At 68.4% G+C, this 15,757-nt stretch carries 19 protein-coding genes, 1 tRNA gene and 1 pseudogene; 6 read left to right on the top strand and 15 right to left on the bottom strand.

The features are described 5' to 3' along the window. Position 1: 1 nt before the first annotated feature. The 8 genes from tatC to ACPPVW_RS15550 all read right to left on the bottom strand — a co-directional run bounded on the left by tatC (position 2) and on the right by ACPPVW_RS15550 (position 6,193). Positions 2 to 754 (bottom strand): twin-arginine translocase subunit TatC, encoded by a 753-nt coding sequence (gene tatC, locus ACPPVW_RS15585; RefSeq protein ID WP_426626324.1) that lies wholly within the window; start codon positions 752 to 754, stop codon positions 2 to 4. Between the two features lie 43 nt (positions 755 to 797). Further along, positions 798 to 1,019, bottom strand: a complete 222-nt coding sequence (gene tatA / locus ACPPVW_RS15580) for a Sec-independent protein translocase subunit TatA (protein ID WP_426623985.1) — start codon at positions 1,017 to 1,019, stop codon at positions 798 to 800. A 3-nt stretch (positions 1,020 to 1,022) separates the two neighbouring features. After that, positions 1,023 to 1,373, bottom strand: a complete 351-nt coding sequence (locus ACPPVW_RS15575) for a hypothetical protein (protein WP_426623984.1) — start codon at positions 1,371 to 1,373, stop codon at positions 1,023 to 1,025. 9 nt (positions 1,374 to 1,382) lie between these two features. Next, positions 1,383 to 2,357, bottom strand: coding sequence for a helix-turn-helix transcriptional regulator (locus ACPPVW_RS15570; RefSeq protein WP_426623983.1), 975 nt, complete (start codon positions 2,355 to 2,357; stop codon positions 1,383 to 1,385). Continuing rightward, complete coding sequence (locus ACPPVW_RS15565; RefSeq protein WP_426623982.1) at positions 2,350 to 3,387, bottom strand: helix-turn-helix transcriptional regulator; 1,038 nt, start codon at positions 3,385 to 3,387, stop codon at positions 2,350 to 2,352. Before ACPPVW_RS15565 ends, ACPPVW_RS15570 begins: the two co-directional genes overlap by 8 nt. Before the next feature lie 117 nt (positions 3,388 to 3,504). Beyond that, positions 3,505 to 4,425: a peptidylprolyl isomerase gene (locus ACPPVW_RS15560; RefSeq protein WP_426623981.1), complete on the bottom strand. Its 921-nt coding sequence runs from the start codon at positions 4,423 to 4,425 to the stop codon at positions 3,505 to 3,507. A gap of 65 nt (positions 4,426 to 4,490) precedes the next feature. Beyond that, positions 4,491 to 5,534 (bottom strand): tRNA (adenine-N1)-methyltransferase, encoded by a 1,044-nt coding sequence (locus ACPPVW_RS15555; protein WP_426623980.1) that lies wholly within the window; start codon positions 5,532 to 5,534, stop codon positions 4,491 to 4,493. After that, on the bottom strand, positions 5,531 to 6,193 hold the full coding sequence (locus tag ACPPVW_RS15550) for an HAD family hydrolase (RefSeq protein WP_426626323.1): 663 nt from the start codon (positions 6,191 to 6,193) through the stop codon (positions 5,531 to 5,533). The genes ACPPVW_RS15555 and ACPPVW_RS15550 overlap by 4 nt, the downstream gene beginning before the upstream one ends. 110 nt (positions 6,194 to 6,303) lie before the next feature. On the opposite strand from ACPPVW_RS15550, the gene ACPPVW_RS15545 reads away from it, so the two are divergent. Beyond that, on the top strand, positions 6,304 to 7,236 hold the full coding sequence (locus ACPPVW_RS15545; protein ID WP_426623979.1) for a proteasome assembly chaperone family protein: 933 nt from the start codon (positions 6,304 to 6,306) through the stop codon (positions 7,234 to 7,236). A gap of 40 nt (positions 7,237 to 7,276) precedes the next feature. Here the strand turns inward: ACPPVW_RS15545 and ACPPVW_RS15540 are convergent, their stop codons facing one another. Next, positions 7,277 to 8,140 carry an undecaprenyl-diphosphate phosphatase gene (locus ACPPVW_RS15540; RefSeq protein ID WP_426623978.1) on the bottom strand — a complete coding sequence of 288 codons (864 nt, stop codon included), beginning with the start codon at positions 8,138 to 8,140 and terminating at the stop codon, positions 7,277 to 7,279. Positions 8,141 to 8,148: 8 nt separating this feature from the next. Then, positions 8,149 to 9,471 carry a M20/M25/M40 family metallo-hydrolase gene (locus ACPPVW_RS15535; protein ID WP_426623977.1) on the bottom strand — a complete coding sequence of 441 codons (1,323 nt, stop codon included), beginning with the start codon at positions 9,469 to 9,471 and terminating at the stop codon, positions 8,149 to 8,151. A 122-nt stretch (positions 9,472 to 9,593) separates the two neighbouring features. Between ACPPVW_RS15535 and ACPPVW_RS15530 the strand changes: the two genes are divergently transcribed. Continuing rightward, positions 9,594 to 9,678 (top strand) — tRNA-Leu (locus ACPPVW_RS15530). Positions 9,679 to 9,738: 60 nt separating this feature from the next. Here the strand turns inward: ACPPVW_RS15530 and ACPPVW_RS15525 are convergent. Further along, positions 9,739 to 9,957 (bottom strand): hypothetical protein, encoded by a 219-nt coding sequence (locus ACPPVW_RS15525; RefSeq protein ID WP_426626355.1) that lies wholly within the window; start codon positions 9,955 to 9,957, stop codon positions 9,739 to 9,741. Between ACPPVW_RS15525 and ACPPVW_RS15520 the strand changes: the two are divergent. The 4 genes and pseudogenes from ACPPVW_RS15520 to ACPPVW_RS15505 all read left to right on the top strand — a co-directional run. Beyond that, positions 9,863 to 10,414 (top strand): annotated as a pseudogene (locus ACPPVW_RS15520) (cation diffusion facilitator family transporter); the annotation flags it as partial. The gene ACPPVW_RS15525 and the pseudogene ACPPVW_RS15520 overlap by 95 nt on opposite strands. A gap of 121 nt (positions 10,415 to 10,535) precedes the next feature. Beyond that, complete coding sequence (locus ACPPVW_RS15515) at positions 10,536 to 10,793, top strand: hypothetical protein (protein WP_426626354.1); 258 nt, start codon at positions 10,536 to 10,538, stop codon at positions 10,791 to 10,793. A gap of 168 nt (positions 10,794 to 10,961) precedes the next feature. After that, on the top strand, positions 10,962 to 11,927 hold the full coding sequence (locus tag ACPPVW_RS15510; RefSeq protein ID WP_426623976.1) for a helix-turn-helix transcriptional regulator: 966 nt from the start codon (positions 10,962 to 10,964) through the stop codon (positions 11,925 to 11,927). Then, positions 11,924 to 13,009 carry a VIT1/CCC1 transporter family protein gene (locus tag ACPPVW_RS15505; protein ID WP_426623975.1) on the top strand — a complete coding sequence of 362 codons (1,086 nt, stop codon included), beginning with the start codon at positions 11,924 to 11,926 and terminating at the stop codon, positions 13,007 to 13,009. Before ACPPVW_RS15510 ends, ACPPVW_RS15505 begins: the two co-directional genes overlap by 4 nt. 19 nt (positions 13,010 to 13,028) lie before the next feature. Here ACPPVW_RS15505 and ACPPVW_RS15500 read toward each other — a convergent pair whose 3' ends face one another. From ACPPVW_RS15500 to ACPPVW_RS15485, 4 genes are all read right to left on the bottom strand, one after another. After that, on the bottom strand, positions 13,029 to 13,535 hold the full coding sequence (locus ACPPVW_RS15500) for a DUF1707 domain-containing protein (protein WP_426623974.1): 507 nt from the start codon (positions 13,533 to 13,535) through the stop codon (positions 13,029 to 13,031). Positions 13,536 to 13,933: 398 nt separating this feature from the next. Next, positions 13,934 to 14,377, bottom strand: a complete 444-nt coding sequence (locus tag ACPPVW_RS15495) for a nucleotidyltransferase domain-containing protein (protein WP_426623973.1) — start codon at positions 14,375 to 14,377, stop codon at positions 13,934 to 13,936. Positions 14,378 to 14,443: 66 nt separating this feature from the next. Beyond that, the gene (locus ACPPVW_RS15490) at positions 14,444 to 14,605 is read right to left on the bottom strand and encodes a hypothetical protein (RefSeq protein ID WP_426623972.1); all 162 of its coding nucleotides are present in this window, start codon (positions 14,603 to 14,605) and stop codon (positions 14,444 to 14,446) included. A 187-nt stretch (positions 14,606 to 14,792) separates the two neighbouring features. Next, positions 14,793 to 15,626, bottom strand: coding sequence for an IS5 family transposase (locus ACPPVW_RS15485; protein ID WP_426623971.1), 834 nt, complete (start codon positions 15,624 to 15,626; stop codon positions 14,793 to 14,795). Positions 15,627 to 15,757: the final 131 nt, after the last annotated feature.

The following is a 15,757-nucleotide window of genomic DNA, read 5'->3' as shown; positions in this document are numbered from 1 at the left end:
CCTATGCCGCGAGCTCGGCCTCCAGCTTCATGGCGGCCTTCGCAAGGCGGCGGTCGTGCAGCCACGACACTCCATACGCTGCGAAGTAGAGCACCACCATCGGCACGGCGAGCAGGAACATCGAGAGGATGTCGGCTGCCGGCGTCGCGAGCGCCGTGAACAGCGCGATCGCGATGATCGCCCAGCGCCAGGAGGCGATGATCGACTTGGCGCTGAGCACGCCCACGAAGTTGAGCAATACCAGGAACACCGGAAGGACGAATGCGACTCCGACCGCGATCACGAGCTTGGTCACGAAGTCGATGTAGGTCTTGGCATCGATGATCGCGGCGTCCTCTGCCGGCGCGAAGCTCGTCAACAGGCCCACCATGTGCGGAACGAGGAGCCAGCCCGCCACGCCGCCGGCGATGAAGAGCGGAACCGCGGTGAAGAAGAAGCCGAACGCGTACTTGAGCTCCTTGCGCGTGAGCGCCGGCACGAAGAACGCCCAGACCTGCCACAGCCACACGGGACTGGAGACGACTACGCCGATGGTGATGGCCATCTGCATCCTGAGGTCGAATGCGCCTGTGACGCTGCCGTAGTTGAGCATCGCCTCGCGGCCCTGCTCCGCCGCGATCTCGGTGATGGGACCACGGAGCGCGTCCATCATCGGACCGGCGAGGGCCCAACCCACGATCGCCCCGACGATCAGGCCGAGGGCGGCACGGAACAGGCGTTTGCGAAGCTCGACGAAATGCTCGGCCAGCGACATCCGGCCTTCGCGGTTCTTGCCTCGCTTGGTGGAGGCCACGCGGCTACTGCTTCGGCTTCGAATCGGTCGTGTCAGGAGTGGTGGACTCCGCGGCTTCGTCGGTGCTGGAGTCCTTGTCCTTCTTCATCTCATCGACCTCGCCCTTGAAGATGCGCATCGACTGACCGATGCTCCTGGCGAGTCCGGGCAGCTTGGGCGCGCCGAAGAGAAGGAGGATTACTGCGAGAATGATGAGCAAGTGCCATCCGGTGAGGCCGCCGAGCATGATTTACGTCCTTTTGTCCAGGTAGGAATAGCGGAGCGGATCCGCATTAACAAGTATTTTACCGCGCCGGACTCGCTGATCTCTGCGAGCTTGCCGTGTGACACGTCGGTCAGCGATGGCCTGCTCGCGTTCAGCGCGGAGCTTATCCGGGTCTTCAAAGACCGCGTTGTGAAACTCAGTGTACCGCATGTCACCCGAGCGTTCGCTGAGGATCTCAGCCTTCTCCATCAGTGCGCCGGCTTCGCGCGCAGCGGCCATCACCTTGCGGAACAGCGACCATCCGAAGTACCCGAGCATGCTGAGCAGACCGAGCACGAGCACGGTCCAGATGACGACCCACGACCACCACGGCATGTTGGGAGCCTAACGGTAGCGGTCAGCGCCTGCGCGCGCCCACTCAGCGACGATCGTACGGGCCTCCGGAGGGTCGAGCACCGTGAGCACGCCGGCGAGCCCCGCCGCCAGTCGTTTGAGCCCGTGGAAGTGGGCGACGCGGACGCTCGTGCGCACCCATCCGCCGCGCTCCTCGCGGGCGGCGCCCTCCGGGATGTAGTCCTCGATCAACGGGATGGCCGACGCCGACACCTCGATGCTGACGAGCTGGTCCTCCGGAGTGCCTTCGAACAGCGTCTCCGGAAGCTTGAGGTCGCCCGGCCGGTAGGTGATCGGGTCTTCCGTCGCCACCAGATCGTCGATCCGGTCGAGGCGGAACGTCCTGATCGCGGTGCGCAGGTGGTCCCAGCCGCGCAGATACCAGTCCTGGTCGGCCGACTCGACGCGGAGCGGGTCGACGCGGCGCCGCTCCCGCTCACCGCGCGAGTTGAGGTAGTCGAACTCGAGTTGGGTGCCGGCGATGACGGCGTCGCGGATCGTCGCCAGTGCCTCGTCGGATTCGGAGCGCGCCACCGCGACCTGGCTGGGCGCCGCGGAGGCTCCGCGCGCCAGCTTGGCCATGAGCGAGCCGATCACGTCGCGGTCGGCGTTCTCGGGGAGCGCGGTCAGATACTGGAGGCCGGCGATCAGTGCGGCGGCCTCCCTGGCGGAGAACCGCGGAGAGTCGTCGATCGCCACCTGGTGGGTGAGGACGATCTGGTCGTTCTCTTCGAAGTCGTCCCAGGAGATGTCGAAGAGGTCGCCCGGCTGGTACGCGTTCGTCTCCCCCGGGATGCCGGAGACCGCGATCAGCCGCACGGCGTCGCGCATGCTCTCTTCGTCGACGCCGAAGTGGTCAGCCGCCTCCGCGACGCTGACCCGGTCGCGGTCCATGAGGTACGGCACGAGAGCGAGCAGGAACGCCAGCTTGTCCTGTGCCTGCATCGGGCGCCTGCGTTCAGCCATCGGAGCCTCCCTCGCGGTCTTCGTGTGCCTGCGCCACGATGAGGAGGCGCTCGAGGACCTTCTCGCGCAGCTCCTGCGGCGAGACGACCAGAACCTCGGGCCCGAAGGCCGCGAGCTGGTCGGCGAGGATGTTGATGTCCGAGAAGTTCACGGTGAGCTGGAAGGCCTCGCCGGCGTGGGCCGAAGGGACGGCGTCGCCGTAGCGCTTGCGCAACCGGGTGGCGGCGTCGGTGCCTGCGGTGACCTCGATCTCGGCGACGTTCGCCGTCCAGATCCGCTCGAGATCCTCGAGGGCATGGTCGGCGAAGTCGCTGCCCTCGGGCTGGAAGGTGCGATTGGTGACCTTCACCGGGCCGACCATGCGCGAGAGCAGGAAGGTGCGCGACCCACCGGCGTCCTGGTCGATGCCCTGCAGGTGCCACCGACCCTGGTGCTGGACGAGCGCCAGCGGCGCGACCGTGCGCACGCGCGACGCGCTCTCCCCCGGCTTCAGGTAGGGAAACTGAACGATCGCGTGCCGCTCCAGCGCCTGGCTGACCGGGTCGAACGCGCTCTCCCGCGCGCGCAACCGCGGCGCATAGCCGACGACCGGTTCGTCGGCCTCCACACCGAGCGAGCGCAGCTTCATCAGCGCGCGCCGGGACTCACCGGACAGCGAGCCCTCGCGCCAGACCGTCGCGGCGAGGCCGAGCAACGTCACCTCCTCCGGGGCGAAGACGACGTCCTGCGGGAGGTCGTAGGCGCCCTTCGGAATGCGGTATCGCAGCAGCTGGTTGTTGCCGGCCGCGTCGGGCGACTCCACGGTCTCCAGCGGGACGCCGAGCTCGCGGATGTCGTCTTTGTCGCGCTCGAACTGACGCTCCAGGCTGCTGTTGTCGCCGTGAGCCTCGTAGCGCTGGCGGTAGCCCTGCACCGTCGACAGGATCTCGCTCTTGGTAAGGCCGTTCTCGGTCGCAAGCAGCGCCAGCACGAGGCTGAAGAGACGCTCCTCGACCGGGACGCGCGACGGCGAAGACGAGGATCGGGGCACCCGTCCATCCTAGACTGCGCGGTGGAGCTCAGGGCAGCGCGGAGCGATGCCGCGACCCCAGCGCTGAGGGAGCCTGCGACCGAGGGCCGCCCGGCAGGCCCCAAGAGGCGACGCGGCTCAGCGGATGCCGAGGATGTCGACCACCCAGGCGGACGCGGGCACATTGCCGCTCGCAGGGGCTTCGATCACGAGCTGCGAACCGACCTTCTGACCGATCAGCGGCTTGAGGACCTCCTGCGGGAGGGCCTGGTTGAGCGCGCTCTGCCCGGTGTTCACCACGACGATGTCGGGCGACTTGCTCTGCCAGCTGCTCATGACGACGTTCATGTTCTCCCAGCCGACCGCCGTGTAGTGCAGCACGACCTGCGAGTCTTTCTTGACGGTCGCGCCGTCGCCCTGCTTGAGCACCTCGCTGCGCACCTCCTTGGGAGCGCCTCCCGACGACGGGATGGTGATGCCCGGCTGGCCCGTCGGCGCGAGCACGACCGTCGGGAAGCCCGAGACGGACGGACGGACGGCGCCGTCTGCTGCGGGAAGGTGAGCGCCGACGATGTCGGCGACCAGGATGGTCGTGTTTCCCGAGCCCGCTCCGCCCGCGTCCTTGGGCGAGATCGCGACGGCGACGCGCGAACCCACGGGGGCGCAGAGCAGTCCCCTGCTGATCGCAGCGTTGGAGTTGCCGATGGTGATGGGCGTGGTGTCGCCGCCGTAGCTGCCCTTCTCGCCCACCCGCCCGGTCTGGCCATCGAGCAGCGAGTACTGGATCTCGATCATCTGACCGTTGATCACCGGCTCGCCGGTTCCCTCGGTCAGGATCGTGCGCTGCGACGTCGTCGTGTCGATCGGCGTCGGCATGCTGATCTTCGGCTGCTTGCCGATCGGACCCGTTGCGGTCACGAGCGACGACGCCTGTCCGCTCGTCAGGGCGGTGCTGCAGTCGGCGTTCGGGTTGGAGGAACATCCGGTGAGCGCTACGGCGACGACGCCGGCGGCGAGGAGGGCAGCGGACGATCTTCCGAGTGCGGTGATTCTGCGCACGGGTCCTCTTTCGATGCGATCGGTGGGGAGGCGCGCAAGGCACACACCTCACGACCTCATTCATGCTAGTCGACGTGCGGGTCGCGCTCGTCACCGGCGGCGCCGTCCCCGCCGGAAACGGCCTCCGACTCACTACTGCGCGCCAGTTCGGCACTGGCCGACGCCTCCCGCATGCGCTTGCGCAGGCTCTTCGGACTGGACTGTCGCTCGCCGAGCGCGCCGGGCGTCCAGGCCTCGACGTCGGCGTCGCCGTAGTCGCTCTTGGAGGGGCGGCGCTTGAGCTCGGGGAGCACAGTGCCTGGAGCCAACCTCCGTGCGGTGATCAGGAAGCCCGTGTGCGCGATCATGCGGTGGTCGGGGCGCACGGCCAGTCCCTCCACATGCCAGCCGCGCACCATCGTCTCGCTGGACTGGGGATGCGTGTAATGGCCGGTCGCTCTGATCGCCTCTGCGACCCGCGAGAGCTGCGTCACCGTGGCGACGTAGCAGAGCACCACTCCGCCGGGCTTGAGCGCCTCGGTCACCACCTCGAGGGTCTCCCAGGGCGCGAGCATGTCGAGCACGACGCGGTCGACGCTGGCCGGTTCGACGGCCGCGGGGAGGGCATTCTGCAGGTCGCCGACGGTGACCGTCCAGTTCTCCGGGTCGGAGCCGAGGAAGGTCGCGGCGTTGGCCTTCGCGACGTCGGCGAACTCATCCCGGCGCTCGAACGAGAGCAGCCGGCCCTCCTGGCCGATGGCGCGCAGGAGCCACAGCGAGAGCGCTCCGGAGCCGACCCCGGCCTCGACGACCGTGGCTCCGGGAAAGATGTCGGCCAGCGCCAGGATCTGGGCGGCGTCCTTCGGGTAGACGATCGCCGCGCCACGCGGCATCGACATGACGAAGTCGTTCAGGAGCGGGCGAAGCGCCAGGTGCTCGACGCCCGCGTTGTTGGTCACGACCGAGCCGTCCGGCAGGCCGATGATGGAGTCGTGGGCGAGCACTCCGCGGTGGCTGTGGAACAGCTTGCCCGGCTCGAGCGTGATCGTGTTCATACGGCCCTTCGGGCCGGTCAGCTGCACCCGGTCGCCGATGCGGAACGGGCCGGAGCTGCGGCGGTCGGCGCTCATCGCGCCTCCTCCCGTGCTGCAGCGACGGCGGCGATGTCGTCGGCCGTGCGGCCGGCGAGCGACTCCCACAGCGTGTGCTCGTCGGACTCCGGGAGCGGGACGATATGCGGGACGCCGATGGTCGTGGCCCCGGAGGCCACGGCGGAGGACAGCCCGACGAGCGAGTCCTCGATCGCCACCGCCTCCATCGGCGCGACTCCCAGCAGTTCGGCGGCGCGCAGGTAGGGCTCGGGATGCGGCTTGGGCTCGCCGACCTCGTCGCCGCTGACGATGACGTCGAACGCGTCGAACGGGATGGCGGCGACGATCTGCTCGGCCATGCTGCGAATCGACATGGTCACCAGAGCCGTACGCACCCCGCGCTCCCGCAGCGACTGCAGCAGCTCGCGCGCGCCGGGGCGCCACGGGACGCCATCGCTCACGAGCTTCTCGCGCACCCGCTCGGTCAGCCAGTGCACGATCTCGTCGGCCGAGAGCTCGACGCCGCGGGACCGGAGGATCTCGGCGGAGTTCCAGAGCCCGAGCCCGACCAGCAGGAGACCGTCGTCGTGGGTCCAGGTGCCGCCGAACGAGCCGACGAGCTCCTGCTCGGAGGCCATCCAGTACGGTTCGGTGTCGACGAGGGTGCCGTCCATGTCCCAGAAGACGGCGGCCGGCATTGCGTGCGTGGTCAATTCGGTCACGACCGGCAAGTCTATCGCGACAGGGTCGGGCCTATCCTGGATGGATGGCGCCCACCCGGTCGCCGACGAGAGGACGAGTAAGCCACGTGACTGACGCGAAGAACATCCTCGGCGGCCGCATCCTGGTGGTGGCCTTCGAAGGGTGGAACGACGCCGGCGAGGCGGCCAGCGGCGCGGTGAAGACGTTGAGGGAGCAGCTCGACGTCGTTCCGATCGCCGAGGTGGATCCTGAGCTGTACTTCGACTTCCAGTTCAATCGTCCGGTCGTCACCGACGACGACGGGCGACGAAGGCTGGTGTGGCCCTCCGCGGTCATGTTGGGACCGGCGCGCCCCGGGCGCGTCGGCGACGCGCTCGCGGGTGATGCTGAGCTCGACGTCACGGGGGACAATGCGGGCAACATCTTCCTGCTGCTCGGCACGGAGCCGTCGCGCAGCTGGCGGAGCTTCACCGCCGAGATCATGGACGCGGCTTTGGCCGAGGACATCGGCGTGATCGTCTTCCTCGGGGCGATGCTCGCCGACGTCCCGCACACCCGACCGATCTCGGTCTTCGCGTCGAGCGAGTCGACGGCCGTGCGTGCCGAGCTCGGCATCGAGCGGTCGACCTACGAGGGTCCGGTCGGCATTCTGAGCGCGCTCGCCGAGGGCGCGGAAGACGTCGACATCCCGACGATCTCGATCTGGGCGTCCGTGCCGCACTACGTCCACAACGCCCCGAGCCCCAAGGCGGTCCTCGCACTGATCGACAAGCTCGAGGAGCTCGTCGACGTCACGATCCCGCGCGGCTCACTGGTCGAGGAGGCCGCGGCGTGGGAGGCGGGCATCGACGCCCTGGCCTCCGACGACGAGGAGATGGCGGCATACATCCAGCAGCTCGAGCAGGCGCGCGACACGGTGGACTCCCCCGAGGCCAGCGGCGAGGCCATCGCCCAGGAGTTCGAGCGGTATCTGCGCCGACGCGGCGACGGTCGCGACGGACGAGAGGGTCACGCCGGCGACGACCCGCGCCGCGGCTGATTCCGCTCCGGATTTCACCCGGGCTGCAGCGTCGGGAGGATCAGGCGGAGAGCACTCCGGTGGCGAGGAGGACCATCAGCAGCACGCCGAGCGCGATGCGGTAGATCACGAACGGCAGGAAGCTGCGGCGCGAGATGTAGCCCATGAAGAACGCGATCACGAGCAGGCCCACCACGAAGGCGACCACCGTCGCGACGGCGGTCTCCGCCGGTCCGAACACTTCGGGCGTGCACGTCCCTGCGGCCTCCAGCGCCTTCGTGCATGGCTCCGAGAATGCCTTGTAGAGCTGGTAGAGACCGCTGCCGAACACGGCGGGGATCGCAAGCAGGAACGAGTACCGCGCGGCCGCCCGGCGCTGGTAGCCCATGAAGAGACCGGCCGTGATGGTGCCGCCGGAACGGGACACGCCGGGGATGAGCGCAAGCGCCTGGGCGAAGCCGAAGATGATGCCGTTGCCCCAGGTCAGCTCACGCAGCCTCCGCGTCTTTGCGCCCGCCCAGTCCGCGATTCCCAGCAGGATGCCGAAGACGATGAGGGTCGTGGCGACGATCCAGAGCGACCGGAAGGTCGTCTCGATCGCGTCCTGGAAGAGGAGCCCCAGCACCACGATGGGGATGCTGCCGAGGATGACCAGCCAGCCCGTCCGCGCGTCGGGGTCGCCCCGCGGCACCCGTCCGAACAGTGACTGGAACCAGCGCGAGACGATGCGGGTGATGTCTCTCCAGAAGTACAGGAGGACCGCGGCCTCCGTGCCCAGCTGGATGATCGCGGTGAAGCGCGCGCCCGGATCGGCTCCGGTGCCCAGCAGCTCGCCGACGATGCGGATGTGCGCGCTGGACGAGATCGGCAGGAACTCGGTGAGTCCCTGCACGAGCCCCAGGATGACGGCGTTGATGAAGTCCATGTGCTCTCTCAGTAGCTGCGCAGGAGGTCGCGCAGAACGGTCCTGCCGAACATTAGCGCCTCCAGAGGGACCCGCTCGTCGACGCCGTGGAACATCCCGGGGAAGTCGAGGTCACTCGGGAGCCGCAGCGGAGCGAAGCCGTAGCCGGTGATTCCGAGCCTGCTGAGCGCTTTGTTGTCCGTGCCGCCGGAGAGCAGATACGGCAGCACGGGAGCACCGGGGTCGTGCCGCTCGAGGGTCGCGGTGATCGCGTCGACGAGGTCTCCGTCGAAGGAGGCCTCCAAGCCGATGTCGCGGTGCATGATCTCGATCTCGATGTCGTCGCCGACCAGCTCCCGCACCTCGGCGAGCACGCGGTCCTCGTCGCCCGGCAACGTGCGGATGTCGACGAGCGCCTCCGCTGTATCGGGGATCACGTTGTGCTTGTAGCCCGCCTCCAGCAGCGTGGGGTTGCTCGTCGCCCGCAGCGTGGCGAGGATGAAGCCGGCCGCCGTGCCCGTGCGCAGCACGATCTCATCGGGCCCCACGCGGTCGGGATCCACGTCGAGGAGGCGCGCGAGTTCCGCGACGAGCCGCGTCGTGGTGTCGGTGAGCTGGACCGGCCACTCGCGACGACCGATAGCGACGACCGCCTCCGCCAGCTTCGTGATGGCATTGTCGCGGATGAGCCGCGACCCGTGCGCCGCGCGCCCGCGTGCGATCAGCTTGATCCACACGAGCGACTTCTCGCCGGTCTGCAGGAGGTACGCGCGGCGTCCGGCGAGGTCGATCGAATACCCGCCCACCTCGCTGATCGCCTCGGTCGCTCCTGCGAAGAGGTCAGGCTGCGTGTCGACAAGGAAGTGCGAACCGCGGCGGCCGCCGTCCTCCTCGTCGGCGAAGAAGCCCAGGACGAGGTCGCGCTCCGGCTGCTCCCCCGCGGTCAGGATGTCGCCCACCGCCGTGAGGATCATCGCGTCCATGTTCTTCATGTCGACGGCTCCACGGCCCCAGAGCAGTCCGTCGCGGATGACGCCGCCGAACGGGTCGACCGACCAGTTGCGCGGATCGGCCGGTACCACGTCGAGGTGGCCGTGCACGACCAGAGCCGGTTTGCTCCGATCGCGGCCCTCCACCCGGGCCACCACGCTCGTGCGCCCCGGGTCGGACTCGAACATCTGCGGCGCCAGGCCGAGACCCTTCAACCGGGCCTCGACGTACTCGGCCGCGTCGGTCTCGCCGTTGGAACGGCCTCCGCCGTGGTTCGTGGTGTCGAACCGAATGAGGTCACGTGCGATGATCGCGGTCTCGTCGAGATCGACCGTGTCGGAGGTGTCGGGAGCGTCGGTCATGCTCCAACGCTACAGGGGCCGATCCGCCACGCCCGGGCTGCGCGGCGATGTGAAACCGGGGCGGCGTTTCGTGCTAATGTCTTTCTTCGGCAGCCAGAATGCCGGCAGCCGAAGAGACACCTGTCCGGGTGGCGGAAATGGCAGACGCGCTAGCTTGAGGTGCTAGTGCCCGTATAGGGCGTGGGGGTTCAAGTCCCCCCTCGGACACCGAACAGACCAAGGCCCCGATCGAGAGACCGGGGCCTGTGTCATTGAGCACCTGTGTCGTCAAGCACCCGTGTCGTTGACCACCTGTGCCGTTGAGCGCCCTCGGTCGTAGTGTGCGTGCATGGGGTCTTCGAAACGCTCCTCGGACAGTCTCCTCACCGTCCTGCTCGCGCTCGGCGCGAACATCGTCGTCGCGCGCGCGAAGCGCGTCGCCGCCTTCCTGACCGGCTCGGCGTCGATGGTGGCGGAGGCCGCGCACTCGTGGGCGGACTCCGGCAACGAGCTGTTCCTACTGCAGGCGGAGCGTCGGGCGGCGCGTCCGCGCGACGACCTCCACCCGGGAGGCTACGGCCGGGAGGCATATGTGTGGTCGCTGTTCGCCGCCGTGGGGCTCTTCACCGCCGGTGCCGTGGTGTCGATCCTGCACGGCGTATCGCAACTGGGTGCGGGTGAGGCGGAGACGGACTTCCTGATCAACTACATCGTGCTGGCCGTGGCGTTCGTCTTCGAAGGGATCTCGTTCCTCCAGTCGTTGCGGCAGGCGCGGTCGATGGCGGCGGACCGGGGCAACGGGACCCTGGATCACCTGCTGAGCACGTCGAACCCGACACTGCGCGCCGTCTTCGCCGAGGATGCGGCCGCACTCATCGGACTCGTCATCGCCTTCTTCGGCGTGCTCCTGCACGAGCTCACCGGCAATGCGGTCTTCGACGCGGTGGGGTCCATCCTCATCGGCGTGCTTCTGGCAACCGTCGCGGTCGTGCTCATCGACCGCAACCGGCGGTTCCTGGTCCGTGAGCCGGCCCCCGGACCGGGTGAACCAGGCTGCGCTCGAGGCGCTTCTGCGGCAGCCGGAGGTGGAGAAGGTCACTTATCTGCACCTGGAGTACGTGGGCCGCGAGCGCGTGTTCCTCGTCGCAGCGGTCAGCCTCACCGGCAACGACCGCGAGTCGGATGTCGCCGAGGAACTCTACGCCGTCGAACAGGAGATCGAGCGCGACGAGCACATCGCCGAAGCTGTGCTCACCCTGTCTCGACCGGGCTCGGTCGCTCTCGTGCCTTCGCGCCCGCCTACGAGTCCACGGGAGTCCACGACGCGAGCCACAGACCCGTGATCGCATCGACGAGACCCGCGGTGAACACGTTCCACGGATGCCGCCGGACTCCGCGGCGGCCGGCGGCCAGCGCCTCCTCCCGCTCTGCGTAGCTATAGGCGATGAGCTGCCTCGACATGGCCCGATAGCGGTCAGAACCAGACCGCTTGACGCGGCAGACTGGAAGGCATGTCCAGCACGGGATCCCGCACACTCCAGTTGCTCTCTCTCCTGCAGACCCACCGATACTGGCCGGGCCAGGAGCTCGCCGACCGGCTGGAGGTCTCGCCGCGCACTCTCCGCCGGGACGTCGAGCGGCTGCGCGACCTCGGCTACCCGGTCGATGCCACACGCGGCGTCGCGGGAGGCTACCAGCTCGCCGCGGGCGCCTCGCTGCCTCCGCTCGTGGTCGACGACGAGGAGGCTGTCGCCCTAGCGGTCGGCTTGCGCACCGCCGCCCAAAGCGGAATCTCCGGCGTCGCGGACGCGTCGGTCCGGGCACTCGCGAAGGTGGTGCAGGTGATGCCGCCTCGCCTGAAACGCCGGGTCGACGCGCTCCGGGTGGCGACCATGGCGGCCGAGCTCCGCCCCGGACCCGTCGTGGACGCCGAGGCGCTCACCGTCGTCGCGCAGGCCTGCAGAGACGAGGAGCGGATCGCGTTCTCGTACGTCCGGCGCGACGGGGAGGCCTCCGAACGCACGGTCGAACCGCACCGTCTCGTGTCGGTGGGACGACGCTGGTACCTCGTGGCGTACGACCTCGAGCGGCACGACTGGCGCAGTTTCCGGCTCGACCGGATCGCAGCGCCGCGGCCGACCGGGGCGCGCTTCCGGCCGCGCACCCTCCCCGCGGTCGATGCGGCAGAGTACGTCAGGGACTCGCTGGCGGGGGCGGCCGACCCCCTGGTCGTCGAGGCGGTGGTCGAGGCGCCGCTCGCCCAGGTGGAGCAGACCATCGGACGCTGGGCGACGGCCGAGGCCGACGGGGCGATGCGGACGCGCGTGAGGATCACCGCGGACTCGCCCGAGTGGGCGCTCTTCGGCCTCGCAGCTGTCGACGCGCCCTTCACCATCGAGGGTCCGCGCGAGGTGCGCGAGCTGGCCGAGCTCTGGGGGCGACGGTTCAGCGCCGCAACTAGACTCGTCATCCGATGACCCCCACAGAACGCACACCCTCCGCCGCGGACATCAAGCGCTGGCGGCGCTATCTGGCCGACGAGCGGGCCGAGGCCGCGGTCTATCGCGACCTCGCCGGCCGCCGCGAGGGTGAGGAGCGGGACATCCTGCTCGCTCTCGCCGAAGCCGAGCGGCGACACGAGGAGCACTGGCTCAGGTTACTCGGCGACCAGGTCGGCCGACCGCTCCGCGGTGACATCCGCACCCGCATGCTCGGGTTCCTCGCCCGCCGCTTCGGCTCCGTGTTCGTCCTCGCGCTCGCACAGCGGGCGGAGGCCCGGTCACCGTACGCGGACGATGCCGACGCCACCCCGCAGATGGCCGCGGACGAGCAGGTGCACGAGGAGGTCGTGCGCGCACTCGCCGCTCGTGGACGCCAACGCCTCTCCGGCACCTTCCGCGCCGCTGTGTTCGGCGCGAACGACGGCCTGGTCAGCAATCTCGCCCTCGTGCTGGGCGTGAGCGCGAGCGGAGTCGCAACGCACGTCGTGCTGCTCACGGGCATCTCCGGCCTGCTCGCCGGTGCGCTCTCGATGGGAGCCGGCGAGTACGTCTCGGTCCGTTCCCAGCGCGAGCTCCTGGAGGCCTCCAGCCCGAACCCGGCCACCAGCTCTGCGCTGTCGCACCTCGATGTGAACGCCAACGAGCTGACCCTGGTCTACCGTGCGCGTGGCATGGACGAGGTGGAGGCAGAGGCGCACGCCCGTGAGGTGCTGTCCACGCTCAGCGCCTACACCTCCCCTGTCGCCGTCCAGAGCACGACCGCCGACGAGCACGAGGCGATCGGCAACGGCTGGAGCGCGGCGGTGTCGAGCTTCTGCTTCTTCGCCTCGGGAGCGCTCATCCCGATCCTGCCGTTCCTGTTCGGCCTGACCGGGACCGCCGCGATCATCGTGTCGGCGCTTCTCGTCGGTCTGGTGCTGCTCGGGACCGGCGCCGTGGTCGGGCTGCTGTCCGGGGCCTCGCCCCTCAAGCGGGCGGTGCGCCAGCTCGCGATCGGCTATGGCGCGGCAGCGGCCACCTACCTCCTCGGTCTGCTCTTCGGCGCGACCATCGGCTGAGGCCGGCAGCGGAGCAGCGTCAGCGTCGCCTGCGGTCGCCGCCGTCGACGCCGTAGACGATCGCCCCGGCGAGCGGGATGAGCAGGAACCACAGCCAGCTGTACTGGTAGCCCCAGGCCATCCCGGTCACGAAGAAGAGGATGACCGCGACGAAGGGCATGATCGACACGATCAGCAGGCCCCAGCGATTGGCCGGGCGGCCGTGCTCGCCGGGAGCCGGAGGGTATCCGTAAGGGCTCGGGCCGGGCTGGGACGCCTGCCACGCGGCGGCCGCAGGGCCGGGGTCGGCGGCTGCGCCGGATCGCGGGGCGCCAGCGTCGAGGTGCAGCTCCCCGGGTAAGTCGGCGAAGAGCGGCGCGAGATCGCCGCGGGTCACCGCCGCGCGTGCGGCGGCCGTGCGCGACTGGAGCTCGGCGTCGCTCAGCCTCCCCTGGGCGGCGTGCGACTGGAGTGCTGCGGCCGCGCGCTCCCGCTCATCGTTGCTGAGGCGCAGCGAAGCTCCCGACGGCTCCCCGAAGTCTGTCATGCGGCCTAGTATGGCAGGTGCGACCGTCGGCGACCGGGCGTCATGTCGCCGGAGATTGGTGACGGTTCTGAGTCAGGACATCGGTGACGGTTCTGGTGGTCTTGGTAGTGACACTTCACCTATGAGGCTCGGCAGGTGGCCGTCAATGAACCTATCGATCCCCGTGTCCGTCTCGCGATCGTGCAGTGGCCCGACGATGCCCCCGTGAGGCAGTGGTCGCCTGAGGTGTGCGAGACACGGTCAGCTCTGGCTTTGTCGATTGATGCGTTCTATCCACGGATGATCAGGATGCGTGGTTGTTTGAAGCGCTCGGTGCAGCCAGGCGAGGTTGCTTGCCTCGAGTAGTGGAAGACAGCGCTCGAAATCGCAGTCATCCTTCGGTCGAACGTCCTTTGCCTTCAAAAGCAGTTGTATCTCCAGAGACAGTCGATGAGAGGTCGGCTAATACGGGCGTCTCGCTTGAATATCCACGTACCGTCCTTCACGGATTCGATCATTACGTCGTACTCCCATGGCTCCGCTCCGTTCGCCCGCAGCCACAAGTTGCCGACACCCTCGGGCAGTCGCGGCGCCGAGCCGCCGAATAGCGGCGTGAGGCTCCCCGCTGCCGCCCACACATCTAGGCCCGGAGAAGCGAAATCGATGAACTCTTCGAGTGATTCGCGGGGGATCCCGAGGTCGAGGTCGCCGTGCTCGCGATGCGACCCCACGAATGCGTCGATCGCCCAGCCTCCGGCGACCCACCACGGGCCGCCGTAGTCGGCGAGCCGAGCCGCCGCGTCCTGCGGCGTTCGGCTCCGCCATGGACCATACAGGCGAACAATCTCGTCGTGATCGAGCACGCTGTCATCGTAGAGCGGCGCCTAACTCAGCCAGCCTGTCTGGTTGAGGATCTCGTGAACGGATGGTCAAGTCCCGATGTGCTGGCACGAGCCGTCGTCAACACGGACGGAGTTCTGCGCGAGCGGGATCACATTGTGTCTCAAACTCCGGTCGTGAACGTCACCCTTGACGGCCCGGAACGACCCGTTGAAGGTGTGCTCGTTGTCGCCGCGGCTGCGCTTGTGCATCGGAGTGACGCCTTGTATCGGAGCGGACATCCCTTCGTTGCGCACCTCCACGGCCCGTCTTCTTCCGCCGGGGTGACGTCGTTCGCATCCCAGACAATCCCGTCAACATAGCGTGCAAATCGTTGCTCGCGCCGTGCTGATGCCATCCCGTTATGCTCCGCCCGTTCTAAGAGCTTCCGCCGATAGGTCAGGGTTGTCGGGCGCTCCTGCCGTGCCAGCGGTGGCGTTTCCATCCTTCGCGAAGTAGTCGGCGGACGATGATGATGGCGTTGGCGAGGGCGATGAACGCGTCGATCACGCGGACGCGGCGTTCGGTGCAGATGTGGAGCTTCTTGAAGCCGCGGTTGTGCCAGGAGTTCGTGCGTTCCACGACCCAGCGGGCGCCGGCCTGGAGCGGGGTGCCCTTCTTGCTGATGACCCAGTCGCAGCCGAGGCTGCTTAGCAGGTTGCGGGTCTTGCCCGAGTCGTAGCCGGCGTCCAGGTGCACGGTGATCTGCTCGGGCAGGTCGAACCCGAACCGGGCCAGCTTCTCCAGGGTCGGGGCGAGCAGGGGCGAGTCGTGCCGGTTCGCTGGCGCTGCGACGACGCCGAGCGGGATCCCGCCGCCATCGACCAGGACCGAGCGTTTCGTGCCCTGCTTTCCCCGGTCTACCGGGGATCTGCCCGCGGCCTCACCTCCGCAGGGTGCTTTCACGATGCACCCGTCCACGGACAGGTTCGCCAGATCCAGGCCGATCATCTTCTCGTACCCGTTTAGGCAGAGCCGTTCCAGTTCGGTGAAGAGTCCCGCGGTGATCCATTCGTCGCGGCGGCGGCGGATCGTGGTGGCCGAGCAGGTGTGGTCGGCGATTTTCTCGTACGCGGCACCGAGGACGAGTACCTGGATCAGCTTGTCGAACACGATCCGGTCCGGGATCCTCGGCCGGTGGCCACCCCACGGGTGCTCGTCCACGACGGGTGGGATCAACGCTTCGAACTGCGCCCAAATGGGCTCGATGATGGAAGATGGAACAGCAGGCACGAGCACTCCTGGGCAACGACGGAATCTTGGTCGAAACCGTGTTTAACAGGGCTCGTGCCTGCCCGACGCCAACGCCACACCCCTACCTATCGGCGCGACCTCTAAGAACTTTGTTCTGACGTTATCGATGC

Origin of the sequence: Leifsonia sp. McL0607 (assembly GCF_049993355.1) — a bacterium.
Taxonomy (GTDB): domain Bacteria; phylum Actinomycetota; class Actinomycetes; order Actinomycetales; family Microbacteriaceae; genus Leifsonia.
Note: the sequence above shows the minus strand (reverse complement) of the source record. Positions and strands in the feature narration are given on the sequence as shown.